The organism is Vreelandella arctica, assembly GCF_037070215.1.
Classification (GTDB): Bacteria; Pseudomonadota; Gammaproteobacteria; order Pseudomonadales; family Halomonadaceae; genus Vreelandella; species Vreelandella arctica.
On record NZ_JBANSN010000004.1, the window covers coordinates 26467 to 39831 of the forward strand.

A 13365-nucleotide genomic window follows, 5' to 3' on the forward strand; every position below is an offset into this window, starting at 1 on the left:
CTAATCAGCTCGGGTCGTAGGAGAGCACCGGTGAGAGCCAACGCTCCATCTCCACAAGCGGCATCTGCTTACGTGCAGCAATCGCCTCGACCTGATCGCGGGTAATTTTGCCGGTCGAAAAGTACTTCGACTGGGGATGGGCAAAGTACCAGCCGGAAACCGCTGCGGCTGGCCACATGGCAAAGTTTTCGGTTAGCGCCAGTCCGGTATTTTCAGTCGCATCTAACAGCCTGAATAGCGACGCTTTTTCTGTATGATCCGGGCAGGCAGGATAGCCGGGGGCAGGGCGTATACCCTGATATTTCTCAGCAATCAATGCGTCGTTGTCCAGCGTTTCGTCGGGCACGTAGCCCCAGAACTCTTTACGCACGCGTTCGTGCATACGCTCGGCAAAGGCTTCTGCCAACCGGTCTGTCAACGCCTGCACCATAATGGCGTTGTAGTCATCGCCTGCCGCCTCATAGGCTTTAGAAAGTTCATGGACGCCATGGCCGGTGGTAACCGCAAAACCACCAATCCAGTCGGCTTTGCCGCTCTCTTTTGGGGCAATGAAATCAGCCAGACTGTAGCAAATACCGTCGCGTCCTTTCGTCGTTTGCTGACGAATATGAAAGAGGCGTTCAATCACTTCGCTGCGCGACTCGTCGGCATACACTTCGATCACGTCATCATCCACGCTATTGGCGGGCCACAGGCCGATTACGCCGCGTGCCTGCACGCGCTTCTCTTCAACCAGCTTGCGTAGCATGACCTTGGCGTCGTCAAACAGGTTGCGGGCAGCTTCACCGACGACCTTATCGTCGAGGATTTTGGGATACTTGCCCGCCAGCTGCCAGCTCATGAAGAAGGGCGTCCAATCGATGCGCTCAATCAATTCTTCAAGATCGTAGTCGTCAAACGTTTTTAGCCCCAGCATATTGGGCTCAGCTGGGGTGTGGGCGTTCCAATCGGTACGGAAGCGCCGCTTGCGCGCCTGAGTGTAGTCCAGGTCTGCTGCTTTAGGGCGGCGCTTGGCGTTACGCACGCGGACCTTTTCGTACTCTTCACGGATCTCGGCGACGTAAGGTGTTTTTAAAGCTGGCGTCAATAATTTGCCCGCTACCCCAACGGCACGGGAAGCGTCGGTGACATAAATCACCGGATGCTCATACTGCGGTTCGATCTTGACCGCGGTATGCGCTTTAGAGGTAGTGGCACCACCAATCAGAAGCGGTAAATCCATACCCCGACGCTGCATCTCCTTGGCCACGTGAACCATTTCATCCAGCGATGGAGTGATCAGTCCGGAAAGACCAATAATATCCGCGTTGTGATCTTTGGCCGCCTGCAGGATCTTATCGGCGGCAACCATGACCCCCAGATCAATCACTTCGTAGTTATTACACTGCAGCACCACGCCAACGATGTTCTTACCGATATCGTGCACATCGCCTTTGACCGTGGCCATGACGATCTTGCCTTTGGCTTTGGTCTCTTCGCTTTTCTCAGCCTCAATATAAGGAATCAAGTAGGCCACGGCCTGTTTCATGACTCGTGCCGATTTGACCACCTGAGGCAGGAACATTTTGCCGTCGCCAAATAAATCGCCGACCACGTTCATGCCGTCCATCAGCGGGCCTTCGATGACCTCGATAGGGCGCTCAGCCTGGGCACGGGCCTCTTCGGTGTCATCTTCGATATACACCGTAATCCCTTTAACCAGCGCATGCTGAATACGCTTGTTAACCGGCCAACTGCGCCATTCAAGGTCTTCTTTTTTGGGAGCGCCGCTGCCGTCGCCTTTGTACTTGTCGGCAATATCCAGCAGGCGCTCGGTGCCGTCGCTGCGGCGGTTGAGCACCACATCCTCAACGGCATCGCGCAGCTCGGCGGGGAGGTCGTCATAAACAGCGAGCTGGCCCGCGTTAACGATACCCATGGTGAGGCCAGCGCGAATGGCATGATAAAGAAACGCTGAGTGAATCGCTTCGCGCACCGGATTGTTGCCACGAAACGAGAACGAGACGTTCGAAACGCCGCCAGACACCATGGCGTGGGGCAGGTTGTCGCGAATCCACTGGGTCGCTTCGATAAAATCGACTGCGTAGTTATTGTGCTCTTCGATCCCAGTGCCGATGGCGAATATGTTCGGGTCGAAAATGATATCTTCGGCGGGGAAGCCAATTTCATCGACCAATAGACGGTAGGCGCGCTGACAAATTTCGGTTTTACGCGCAAAGGTGTCTGCCTGGCCCTCTTCATCGAACGCCATCACCACAATGGCAGCACCATAGCGTCGGCATTTGGTTGCCTGTTCGCGGAAGGCATCTTCGCCTTCTTTGAGCGAGATGGAGTTCACCACCGCCTTGCCTTGAACGCACTTCAGGCCCGCTTCGATGATCTCCCACTTGGAGGAGTCGATCATAATGGGCACGCGGGCAATATCGGGCTCACCGGCGATCAAGTTAAGGAAGCGCTCCATGGCTTCCTTGGACTCGAGCATGCCTTCGTCCATATTGATATCGATGACCTGGGCGCCGCTTTCTACCTGCTCAAGAGCGACTTCTAACGCGGTGGTGAAGTCCTCCTCTACGATCAGGCGCTTAAAGCGCGCCGAGCCGGTGACGTTGGTGCGCTCGCCAACATTGACGAACAGCGCGTCAGATTCAATATTGAACGGCTCAAGACCGGATAAACGGCAGGCACGGCTGCGCTCGGGAATAGAGCGCGGCGCCATATCCCGAACGGAATCCGCAATCGCGCGAATGTGTTCAGGTGTGGAGCCACAGCAGCCGCCGATAATGTTGACCAGCCCGCTGGAGGCGAACTCACTAACGATCTCGGACATCTCTTCCGGCGTTTGGTCGTACTCACCAAACTCGTTAGGCAGGCCCGCGTTGGGGTGCGCGGAGACAAAAGTATCGGCCTTTGTAGAGAGTTCTTCCAAATAAGGACGAAGTTCTTCGGCGCCTAAGGCACAGTTCAAGCCAACAGATAATGGCTGAGCGTGGCGCACCGAGTTCCAGAAAGCCTCGGTGGTTTGGCCGGATAGGGTACGGCCTGATGCATCGGTAATCGTGCCTGAGATCATTACCGGCAAGCGTTCGCCGCGATCGTCAAAGAGCTCTTCCAGGGCATAAATAGCCGCTTTGGCGTTGAGCGTATCGAAGATGGTTTCGATCATGATCAAATCGGCACCGCCCGCAATCAGGGCTTCCGCCGCTTCGTAGTAGTTCTCGCGAAGCTCATCAAAGGTGACATTGCGCTTGGCCGGGTCATTAACATCCGGCGATAGCGACGCGGTGCGCGAAGTGGGGCCTAACACCCCAGCGACATAGCGGGGCACGCCGGTTTCGGCGGCAACGGCATCACACACCTCGCGGGCAAGACGCGCTGACTCGCGGTTGAGTTCCACCACCAGTGCTTCCATACCGTAATCGGACTGCGACAACTGGGTGCTATTGAAAGTGTTGGTCTCGATGATGTCCGCACCGGCCTCTAAATAGTCACGGTGAATCCGCGTGACGACATCAGGGCAGGTGAGCGCGAGCAGGTCGTTATTGCCTTTGAGATCCGAGGGCCAATCACTGAACCGTTCGCCACGAAAATCCTCCTCGCTCAGCTGGGCATTCTGCAGCATGGTGCCCATGCCGCCGTCCAGAATTAGGATACGTTCGGCAAGGCGTTGGGTGAGGGTTGCGGTCAAAGCACTATCAGCCATGGCAGGGGGAGTTCTCCAGCGTCACAGTCGTCAAAGGGGATGTTGTTATCGTCGGAAAAGCAGTATCTGTCGTAATAAGGCGCATAATGATAACAAAAGGCATAGCAAAAGGCGCCCCCAGGGAGCGCTATACGGTGCATAAGCAAAGACAATCACTACACGCATTTGAGAAACAGCATTTAAATAGCCTACTAAAACAGTCGGGATTGTGTCAGCGCGCCGTTTTGCTTACCATAGTGACAAATGACATGTGAAGTGGCGCCGCCACTACCACGGGAGGAAGACAGCCCTCATGACCACGACTAGCGAAATAGATACCAATATCGATACTCAAAGTATTGATATTACCGATAGCGCGCAAGAATACTTGGCAGAACTGCTTGAAAAGCAGAACGTTGAAGGTATCGCTGTACGCATTTTCATTACCCAGCCGGGCACGCCTTATGCAGAGACCTGCTTGGCTTACTGTCGTCCGGGTGAAGAAGAGCCGACGGATGTGCTGCTAGAACTCGAGAAGATCAATGTGTATCTCGACAAAAACAGCCTGGCCTTTATGGAAGAGGCTGTGGTGGATTTCAATGCCGACCGCATGGGCGGCCAGCTAACCATCAAGGCGCCCAACGCCAAGATGCCTAAGGTGAATGCGGATAGTCCGCTTGAAGACCGTATCAATTACGTGCTTTACAGCGAGATCAATCCTGGGCTGGCGGCCCACGGCGGCGAGATCAAGCTGGTTGAGCTGACTGAACAACAATACGCTGTCTTAGCTTTTGGCGGCGGTTGCCAGGGCTGCGCAGCGGTTGATTTAACCCTGAAAGATGGCGTCGAGAAAACATTGATGGAGCGCATCCCGGAGCTTGCGGGCATTCGCGATGTGACCGACCATACCGACACCACCAACGCCTACTACCGCTAAATCTAAACGTAATACCACATCAGAAAAGTCCAGCCACGTGCTGGGCTTTTTTGTGCGCGCCTATAGCTTTGCGGCAAATTACGTTGAACATTCCAACTGTGCTCAACGCAAGAGTCGTGTAATAAACACAAGCGATAAAGCCGCACGCTTGGCACTAGTATGGCGCTGGGCTCATTTGGCTAGCTAGATAGACAAGAGAATAGGGAGTTAGGAACATTAACATTCGCAGCACATTTGCCAATATCCATAAGCCGATTTTTTTCGGCTCATTAGGGCTTTTGTTAGCAGTGACGCTTCCATTGATACTTTTCCCCGAGATGGGGCGAGTATGGGTAATGGCCGCACAAGGGTTTGTGACTCAGAATTTTGGTGTCTTGTATCAAACGATGGGGCTAGCATCGTTAGGCTTCATGTTTTACATCGTGTTTAGCGATATCGGCCAAATTAAATTAGGCGATGTGGACGCCGAACCCGAATTCTCGCTGTTTTCTTGGGGTGCCATGTTGTTCGCTGCCGGTATCGGTGGTGCGGTGGTTTTCTGGGGAATGGTCGAGTGGATGTATTACTTGCAGAACCCTCCGTTTCATCTTGAGCCATTTTCTGAAGAAGCGACCGCCTGGGCTGCCACTTACGGCATGTTCCATTGGGGACCTATCGCGTGGTCAATCTATTTGGTTCCTGCGCTGCCAATGGCGTATTTCCTACACGTGCGCAAGCACAAGGTGCTGCGCATCAGTGAGGCGATCCGCCCAGTGCTGGGTGAGAAGCTCGCCCGTAGTTGGCTAGGTAACGTAATTGATATCCTATTTATTTTCGGCATGCTTGGCGGCGGCGCAACGTCACTGGGTATTTTAGTGCCACTGATTGATGAAGGCCTGGGCGGGCTATTTGGTTTTACGCCGAATGCTCTGAGTCAGATCGGGGTACTTGTAGGCACTACCGCACTGTTTGCCGTCAGCGCCTGGCGTGGTCTGAAAGGCGGTATCGAAATACTTTCTGATATTAATATGTGGATAGGGTTGGCGGTACTGCTGTTTGTACTGACGATGGGGCCAACGGTATTTATTCTGGATACCGGCCTTAACTCACTCGGCCTGATGTTAAGCAATCTCGTTCAGATGGCCACCTGGACTGAGCCGTTTGGCAATTTAAATGGCTTTGAAGACAGTGGCTTTCCGCAAAACTGGACGATTTTCTACTGGGCTTGGTGGCTAGTGTTTGCCCCTACCGTAGGGCTATTTATCGCACGGATCTCCAAAGGGCGCCGGATCAAGACCATGGTGGCTGGATCGATCTTTTTTGGCTCACTTGGCTGCGCGCTGTTCTTCGTGATTTTGGGCAACTATGGCCTCTATCTACAGCTTTCGGGTGCGCTGGATGTTATCCAGATCATGAACGACCAGTCGGCGAACGCAGCGTTTTATGCTGTGTTAGGCGAACTGCCGCTCTCATGGCTGGTGACGTTAGCGGTGGTTGTGCTGCTTTCCATCTTTACTGCCACAACGTTCGATTCCATTGCTTATATCCTCTCCTCCGCGGCAGAGAAAAATATTAATCAAGAGCCAGCCCGCTGGCACCGTCTTTTCTGGGCATTTACGCTCTCATTATTGCCTATGTCATTGCTGTTCTTAGGTGGGCTTCAAACACTGCAAACGGCCAGTATTGTTAGCGGCGTGCCACTGCTGGTTATTGCGCTGCTGCTGATGATCTCTATGGTGCGAGCGGCGAAATATGATCTGCGCTTCCAGCCTGACTACAACGACCCGGAAATCAATATTGAAGAGTTTCCCGAAAATGACCCGTGGACAAAAGAGGGTACTTGGGAGCTACCGGATGATAGCAGCGATGCTAGTGCTAGCAGTGACGGCTTGAGCAGTAATAATGTTAAGCCGAATACGCCTTAAACGAGCGAGATAGATTCCGCTAATCGGCCACCTCAAGCGAGGTGGCTTATTTTTGGCTAACTGTTACTAGCTACATTAACGCTTTGGCGATGGCTCCTTATCTTCCAGCGAGGAGGGTAAATCAGTTAGCTGTTGCTGGAGTGCTTCCATTCGTGCCCAGAGTTTCTCTTGCCAGGCGTGCTGTAGCGCCGTTTCCTGATCGGCATGCCGTTGCGCTTGGTGTTTTAACGCCGACTGCGCTTCCTCCAACTGCTCTGCAAGTGTTTGGTGCTGCTTTTCCAGCACGCTGTTTTGCTGCTGAGCCTCACTAAGCTGCTGATCCCGCTCGCTGGCTTCCAGCTGTAGCTGATGCAATGCCTGCTGCTTTGATTTTAGCTCTTGGCTTAGTCCTTCGATCCGCTGGTCTGACTGCTGGAGCCGTTTCTGGAAGGTCTTTTCTTCTTGCGCCCGCGCCTGTTGGGCGCTATCCAGCATCGCCATCAATCTTCCTTCAGCCGCTTCGTGACGCTGCTCTTCTTGTAACAATCGCTGTTCCCAGGCCGCTTGCTGTTCGTTGAGAGCAAGGTGATGGGCTTCGCGCTGCGCTTCTGCCTGACTCTCTAGTTGTTGCTGAACTTGCTTGAGTTGCTTGGCCTCTCCTTGCGACGCTTCGGCCAACTGATGCCAGTGGCGTTCACTGGTCTGACTGGCGGCTAGTTCCCGATTAAGTGCCTCCATTCGTTGCTCAATGTGGCGTAAGTGCTCGGCCAGGGCGCTTTCACGCTGCTCGGCGTTTGCCGCCTGCTGTTTAGCCTCTTCCGCTAGCCGCTGCGCGTCCTCTACCTGTCGATTGGCATCTTCGCGGTAGTGGAGCAGCGTTTGATTGGCCACATTTTGGGCCTCACGCCATAGCTCGCTGGCCATGGTGACGACCACTTCCGGCACACCTTTGGGTGGCGGCACATCACGATTTTGTTCGCGCTCGCTGCGCCAAAGGCGGAAGTGATCACTAATCGTTGTAAAACTGCCAGTGCCCAGTACATCGCGGATACGCTGCACGCTGGGTGTGTCGCCGCGGGCGAGTAATTCATCAATGGCGTGTTGAACATCGCTGTACTGAATGCCGTTGCGGGCCATATGACATCCTTGCGGGGAATTTTATAGCCGCCATTGTCGGTATTTAAGGGCTAAAAAGCAATTATTACGTATTACATAATACGTAATAATATTTATCAAATAGACAATAAATGCAAGATTACCCGCCTTATCTTGAATTTATGCCGCTACAACGGCACACTCTGGCACATAGAGAACATCGATTGCTCAGGGAATAATACATGCCAACTGCGTTAACACCGGGCGGAGTGGAGCCGCTGCTGCTCGATCACAGGCCTGTAAGCGGGCAGATTAATGTCAGAATTACGGCACAAAATGATGCTCAGGCGGTGATGGCTTGGCTTGAAGAGTACGTTGACAGCCCACAAACCTGGAAAGCGTACCGCCGGGAATCCGAGCGGCTTTTACTCTGGCTGAATAGCCAAGGACTCACGCTGGCAGATATCCATAGAGATGCGCTGCGCCGGTTTGAGCTGTTCCTTGCCGACCCTCAGCCCAGTGATCAGTGGGTAGGGCCCTCCAAGCCCCGCGCACACCCAGCGTGGCGGCCGTTTCGTGGGCCTTTATCGCCCGCCAGTCGGCGCCAGAGCTTAGTGATTCTGCAGGGCATGTTTGCCTGGCTGGTAGAAGCCGGGTGGGTTAGCCATAACCCGTTTCGCCTGATGCGTGATAAATCAAGGCGCTTGAACAATCAGGCGCCGCGCATTGAGCGTTACCTGGAGAGCGATGTATGGGCGTGGTTCTGGCAGTGGCTCAATGAGCCGTTAGCGGTGGAAGAGGGTAGTCGAAGGTTTTTTGAGCAGGCGCGTCGACGCTTTATCTTTGGTTTTGCCTATCTACTCGCTCCGCGAATTAGCGAAATGGCAGACGCGCGCATGGGCGATTTCCAGCGCAGCGAAGGGCGTTGGTGGTGGAGCGTGGTAGGTAAGGGCAGCAAGGTGGCGCGGATTCCGCTGCCCGACGATATGCTGGCCTGCTTGCGCCAGTGGCGCCAGGCGCTAGGCTTGCCTGACCAGCCTAGCGAGCTTGAGCATAATACACCGGCTCTACGCGCCCTGGATGGGCAACGCGGTTTGGGCCACAACCAGCTTTATAGACTGATTCGGGCAACGTTTCAGCAGGCAGCCCTAGCGCTTGAAGAGGAGGACGGCGCATCGCAGCATGTCAACGCGCTGCGTCAGGCAACGCCACACTGGTTACGGCATACATCGATTACCCATCAGGCTCAGTCGGGCATTAGTCTGCGCCATTTGGCTGAAAGCGCGCGTCATGCGCGTCTCGATACCACATCACGCTATCTGCATACCGAAGACATTGAGTGGCATAGCGAGCAGCAGCGTCATCGGTTAAGCAATTCGCCATTGACTCGTTATAATGGGGCAGATTCATAGCTTCATTAATAGCTATACCAGTAGCCATTACCCATTTAGAAGGAAATACCATGAGCACTTCCGGCGCCGAACTGGCCCAGCAAGAGCTGATTGAAGATTTCGAGATATTCGATAACTGGATGGATCGTTATCAGTACATTATTGATATGGGCAAACAGCTGCCTGACTTCCCCGACGATTGGAAAGTCGAGGAGTTTAAAATCCAGGGCTGCCAGTCGAATGTATGGATGCGGCATGAAGAGGAGGGCGATAAGCTGATTTTTAAGGCGACGTCCGATGCCGCTATTGTGTCTGGCCTGATTGCCCTATTACTGCGCATTTATAGTGACCGCTCGCCAGCAGAGATTCGTGCTACCGAACCGCACTTTTTAGCTGATTTGGGATTGGATAAGCATCTTTCGCCAACCCGTAGCAACGGCTTACATGCGATGCTTGAAAAGATCTATCAGGTGGCACGCCAGCGCTAGCGGGAATGGTGGTCGCTGCAACAGGATGAGGATGCATCTTCGTCCTCGCGGCAAAGCTGCTCGCTTCGGCCGCCAGGTACTGGATCCATGCCGCCAGCGCTGCCTGGGTGGCACTTGACGATACGCTTCACGGCCATCCAGCCACCTTTTATCGGCCCGTGCACCTGAATTGCTTCAATAGTGTAAGAAGAGCAACTGGGCCAGAAGCGACAGCGCGGGCCCAAAAGGGGGCTAAGCGTATATTGGTAGGTTTTAATGCAGCCAATCATCACGCTTGTTAATGCCCAGCGCAGGGCTGATCGCAGTGATGTTAGCCAGCGGCCCATGGCTAGGTGCTTCATGGCTAGGAAGAGGCTTTGTTGCCGTAGAGCTCATCGGGATCGATCAGCGGCGTGCTGGTAATCGATGCCTGCTCTTCGGCCACGCCAATATAGAAACAGCTACGACGGCCGGTATGGCAAGCGGGTCCTGTTTGCTCAACTTGCAGAAGCAGGGTGTCACCATCGCAATCAAGGGCAGCGGACACAAGCTGTTGTTGCTGGCCCGATGACTCCCCTTTGCGCCACAATTTTCCCCGTGAGCGCGAGTAGTAACAGACCCGCTGAGTGGTTAGCGTCTCTTCTAGCGCCTGACGATTCATCCACGCCATCATTAGCACTTCTTTGGAGTCGTGCTGCTGGGCAATCGCAGGGATTAAACCATCGACATTAAAGCGCACAGCCGTTAGCAGGGTTGCAATAGCGGGCAGGCTATCATCAGGAGTAGCACGTTCAAGCTGCTTAAAAAGGGCGTCTGGAGCTACTTGGTCAAAACGGGACATACATTCTACTCGCTAGCTATTGAACACATCAGCTTGTTCGACAATCCTGGCAGAGCCCTTGCAGCTCTATGGTTTGGCGCTCAACGTTAAACCCTTGGCTGTTTGCCAGAGCCGCCAGTTGATCACTGATCTCATCTAAATGCAGCTCTTCTACGTAACCGCAGTGTCGGCAAATAAGCAACTGAAAACCATGCACATGCTCAGGGCACGCGCAGGCCACATAAGAGTTTTGTGACTCAATGCGATGCACCAAGCCCTGGTCAATCAGAAACTCAAGCGCCCGATAAACCGTCGGCGGCCGAGCCGCCGCATGCTCGGTAGACAGCTTATCCAGCAGATCATACGCCTTCAGCCCACCATTATTTTCGGCAATCAGCTCTAGCACGCGCCTGCGTATAGGCGTGAAACGAACGCCGCGGATGTGGCACTGAGACTCCGCCTGCTGCAGTAGTGTATTCGCTTGGGTCATGGACAACTCGTTGAACGTGGTTAGCCTAGGCTCTCGTCAATAGCCAGTCTACGCGCTGGAAGAGGTGGTGTCAGGGCTTTCTACCAGCTCACTTTGCCGCGCGAAATGGTGTTGGGAAAAGGCGACACGCTGTTTGGCAGGCACGCCATCCGGCTGCCGCTCAATTAGATCCAGGCGACGGCGCAATCCTTCCCCATTGGTCATTTGAATGGCTAGGCCGGGGCGTGCATTCAGTTCAAGCAGCATTGGTCCATGCTTGCGATCCAACACCATATCGGTGCCGAGATACCCCAGGCCGGTCATTTCATAACAGCCCGCCGCCAAGTTCAGCAGTGTTTCCCACTGAGGCACCACTAAACTTGCCAGGTCGTGCCCTGTATCCGGGTGACTGAAGCAGGGCCGATCAAACTGTACGGCGCGTAGTGCAGCCCCCGTTGCAATGTTTAACCCCACGCCCACGGCCCCCTGGTGTAGGTTTGCCTTGCCATCAGAGGCGGCGGTGGAAAGCCGCATCATGGCCATAACGGGATAGCCCTTAAAGACGATCACCCGGATATCGGGCACCCCCTCGTAGGTGTAATCCATCAGGCTTTCATCAAAATTGATCAGCGTTTCAATCACCGCCACATCGGGCGAGCCGCCCAATGAGTAGAGGCCGGAAAGAATATTAGAGACGTGTCGCTCAACATCGGTGAGGGTTAGCTTGGCACCACTTGGCTTGATAAAGGCATTATCTTCGACCTTTTCAATCACCAAAATCCCTTTGCCACCGCTACCTTTAGCAGGCTTGATAACAAAGCCTGCATGACCCGTGAGCATTTCACCGATGTGCTTAACCCCGAACTGAGTGGTGACAGTGCCGATCAGTTCTGGCGACGTTATCCCATACTGCTGGGCAAGCAGTTTGGTCTTAAGCTTGTCGTCCACCAAAGGATAGAGCCGGCGGCTGTTATAACGGCCTATGTAGCGGATATTGCGCCGGTTCATGCCAATGATGCCTTTATCACGCAAGCGCGTGGGCCACGTCCAGTTGTTGAACCAACTCATGATGGTTTCTCATCATCAGTAATTGGCTTAAAGCGGCGTAACTCTAACAGTCGGTACCCCGTGTAATTACCCAGCAGCAAGATCAACGCCATGAGTATCAACTGCACGCCTAAGAAGTTGAACGTGATATGGCGTACCCAGGGATTGTTCATCGCCAGATAGGCAAGGACGGCGGTAATCAAGCTGCCGCCACCCTGGATCAATACCTGTTTAGGACCTTCCTCTTCCCATAAAATCGACATCCGCTCGATAGTCCAGGCAAGGATAATCATCGGGAAGAAGGTAATCGTTAAGCCAGCACTCAGCCCCATGCGATAGGCCAGTACAGTAAAGATAGAAATGATCGCGATCACCGTGATGATAACCGCGGAGACCCTGGCCACCAGCAGCAAGTTCAAGTAAGAGAGATAGTTACGGATAATCAGCCCGACCGCGACGATAAGCAGGAAGCCGATCAGGCCAGTGGGCAGGGTGGTTTGAATGAAGGCGAGGGCGATCAATACCGGCATGAAAGTACCGGATGTCTTTATGCCTACCAAGACACGTAGAAACACCACCATTAGCGCGCCAATCGGAATCAGCAGAATGGTCTGGAATAGCGCTTGTTCTTCCAACGGCAGGCTATGAATGGAGAAATTCAGCAGCGTGTCTTCGGAATAGTGGTTGCGCACCGCGGCTGATGCCGGCTGATCATGGGTCATCATTGAGAAGGTGACCCGAGAGTTGGTGCCACCTTGTACTTCTAAAACGGCTCGACCGCCCGTTTCCCACAACAGTAGGTTTTCAGGTTTGCCTTGCTCGCCTGTCAGCGGGTGAAAAATTGACCACTGTTCACCAGACTCGTCAAACACTTGGATCCAACTACTAAGTGTTTGGCGGCGACGTCCATCTTCCAATAGCAGGCCGCTTACTTCGCGCGCTAATACGCCCGCTTGGTTAAGCAAGCGGACTACTAATGCCGCTGGGTTTTCCTGAGATAACAGAAGACGCGCGTTTTCGCCCTGGCGCTCACCATTCACATCTCGGATCAGCTCCCGGGCAAACGTCGCGTTATTGGCGCTGCGAGCCCAGGCTTGTTCGATCAGTTGGCTAGCCGCCGTGTCATAAGGACTTTCCCATGGCGTGATTGGGGTCATTTCAGGCGGCGTTTGCACCGGTGCCTGGGCATCTTGCGATACCAGCATTTGAACAGAGTAGTACAGCGTTTGGCTGCCAGCCGCTTCGCGAATCGTCCACTGAGCGGTACGGCCTAGTTCATCTGCTTGGTAGGCCAAGCCATACCCTGACGATGCTGTATTTTCAGTTAATACACGATAACCCGCCTGATGAGAAGGCAGTGCCAAGTCGACTTGCACAGGGCCATCTTGAGCATTGAAGTTTATGCCCGCTTCAATTTCCCAGACCTGGCGTTGTTCACCGGGCAGCCAGGGGATTTCAAACTGCACATGGCGATGTACGCTGGTGGCAATGCCCGCAACCAACAGCAAGCCGACAATGATATAAAACATTAACCGTGACATGGAGATTCCTTTCTACGTAAAGCGCCAGGGGAGAGC

11 protein-coding genes are annotated in these 13365 nt (G+C 53.9%); 4 read left to right on the top strand and 7 right to left on the bottom strand.

The features are described from left to right. Nucleotides 1–4: 4 nt before the first annotated feature. Nucleotides 5–3700 carry a methionine synthase gene (gene metH, locus V8L70_RS04615; RefSeq protein ID WP_101145531.1) on the bottom strand — a complete coding sequence of 1232 codons (3696 nt, stop codon included), beginning with the start codon at nucleotides 3698–3700 and terminating at the stop codon, nucleotides 5–7. A gap of 292 nt (nucleotides 3701–3992) precedes the next feature. Between metH and nfuA the strand changes: the two genes are divergently transcribed. Together nfuA and V8L70_RS04625 are read left to right on the top strand one after the other, a co-directional pair. Then, nucleotides 3993–4616 (top strand): Fe-S biogenesis protein NfuA, encoded by a 624-nt coding sequence (gene nfuA / locus V8L70_RS04620; protein WP_008957949.1) that lies wholly within the window; start codon nucleotides 3993–3995, stop codon nucleotides 4614–4616. A 254-nt stretch (nucleotides 4617–4870) separates the two neighbouring features. Further along, on the top strand, nucleotides 4871–6520 hold the full coding sequence (locus V8L70_RS04625) for a BCCT family transporter (protein ID WP_101145530.1): 1650 nt from the start codon (nucleotides 4871–4873) through the stop codon (nucleotides 6518–6520). A gap of 75 nt (nucleotides 6521–6595) precedes the next feature. Here the strand turns inward: V8L70_RS04625 and V8L70_RS04630 are convergent, their stop codons facing one another. Beyond that, entirely contained in the window at nucleotides 6596–7636 is a 1041-nt protein-coding gene (locus V8L70_RS04630) for a DNA-binding protein (RefSeq protein WP_101145529.1), read from the bottom strand. 200 nt (nucleotides 7637–7836) lie between these two features. Between V8L70_RS04630 and V8L70_RS04635 the strand changes: the two genes are divergently transcribed. Both V8L70_RS04635 and V8L70_RS04640 read left to right on the top strand, forming a co-directional pair. Then, entirely contained in the window at nucleotides 7837–9006 is a 1170-nt protein-coding gene (locus tag V8L70_RS04635) for a tyrosine-type recombinase/integrase (protein WP_336268988.1), read from the top strand. A 50-nt stretch (nucleotides 9007–9056) separates the two neighbouring features. Next, nucleotides 9057–9473, top strand: coding sequence for a SufE family protein (locus V8L70_RS04640; RefSeq protein WP_336268989.1), 417 nt, complete (start codon nucleotides 9057–9059; stop codon nucleotides 9471–9473). On the opposite strand, the gene yidD is transcribed toward V8L70_RS04640, so the two are convergent. Genes yidD through V8L70_RS04665 form a run of 5 tightly spaced genes read right to left on the bottom strand, consistent with a single transcriptional unit; the run spans nucleotide 9470 to nucleotide 13329 of the window. Next, nucleotides 9470–9799 carry a membrane protein insertion efficiency factor YidD gene (gene yidD / locus V8L70_RS04645; RefSeq protein ID WP_336269044.1) on the bottom strand — a complete coding sequence of 110 codons (330 nt, stop codon included), beginning with the start codon at nucleotides 9797–9799 and terminating at the stop codon, nucleotides 9470–9472. The genes V8L70_RS04640 and yidD overlap by 4 nt on opposite strands. Before the next feature lie 17 nt (nucleotides 9800–9816). Beyond that, a complete protein-coding gene (gene hisI, locus V8L70_RS04650) occupies nucleotides 9817–10293 on the bottom strand; it encodes a phosphoribosyl-AMP cyclohydrolase (protein ID WP_336268990.1) in 477 nt (158 codons plus the stop codon). Between the two features lie 28 nt (nucleotides 10294–10321). Next, a complete protein-coding gene (locus tag V8L70_RS04655) occupies nucleotides 10322–10762 on the bottom strand; it encodes a transcriptional repressor (RefSeq protein WP_336268991.1) in 441 nt (146 codons plus the stop codon). Between the two features lie 48 nt (nucleotides 10763–10810). Next, nucleotides 10811–11809 (bottom strand): alpha-L-glutamate ligase-like protein, encoded by a 999-nt coding sequence (locus tag V8L70_RS04660; RefSeq protein WP_101145526.1) that lies wholly within the window; start codon nucleotides 11807–11809, stop codon nucleotides 10811–10813. After that, nucleotides 11806–13329, bottom strand: coding sequence for an inactive transglutaminase family protein (locus V8L70_RS04665; protein WP_176302130.1), 1524 nt, complete (start codon nucleotides 13327–13329; stop codon nucleotides 11806–11808). Before V8L70_RS04665 ends, V8L70_RS04660 begins: the two co-directional genes overlap by 4 nt. Nucleotides 13330–13365: the final 36 nt, after the last annotated feature.

What these genes read in the sequence shown, in the direction of transcription:
- metH (WP_101145531.1), bottom strand. Translation starts at nt 3,700, where the DNA reads ATGGCTGATAGTGCTTTGACCGCAACCCTCACCCAACGCCTTGCCGAA.
- nfuA (WP_008957949.1), top strand. Translation starts at nt 3,993, where the DNA reads ATGACCACGACTAGCGAAATAGATACCAATATCGATACTCAAAGTATT.
- V8L70_RS04630 (WP_101145529.1), bottom strand. Translation starts at nt 7,636, where the DNA reads ATGGCCCGCAACGGCATTCAGTACAGCGATGTTCAACACGCCATTGAT.
- V8L70_RS04635 (WP_336268988.1), top strand. Translation starts at nt 7,837, where the DNA reads ATGCCAACTGCGTTAACACCGGGCGGAGTGGAGCCGCTGCTGCTCGAT.
- V8L70_RS04640 (WP_336268989.1), top strand. Translation starts at nt 9,057, where the DNA reads ATGAGCACTTCCGGCGCCGAACTGGCCCAGCAAGAGCTGATTGAAGAT.
- yidD (WP_336269044.1), bottom strand. Translation starts at nt 9,799, where the DNA reads ATGGGCCGCTGGCTAACATCACTGCGATCAGCCCTGCGCTGGGCATTA.
- hisI (WP_336268990.1), bottom strand. Translation starts at nt 10,293, where the DNA reads ATGTCCCGTTTTGACCAAGTAGCTCCAGACGCCCTTTTTAAGCAGCTT.
- V8L70_RS04655 (WP_336268991.1), bottom strand. Translation starts at nt 10,762, where the DNA reads ATGACCCAAGCGAATACACTACTGCAGCAGGCGGAGTCTCAGTGCCAC.
- V8L70_RS04660 (WP_101145526.1), bottom strand. Translation starts at nt 11,809, where the DNA reads ATGAGTTGGTTCAACAACTGGACGTGGCCCACGCGCTTGCGTGATAAA.
- V8L70_RS04665 (WP_176302130.1), bottom strand. Translation starts at nt 13,329, where the DNA reads ATGTCACGGTTAATGTTTTATATCATTGTCGGCTTGCTGTTGGTTGCG.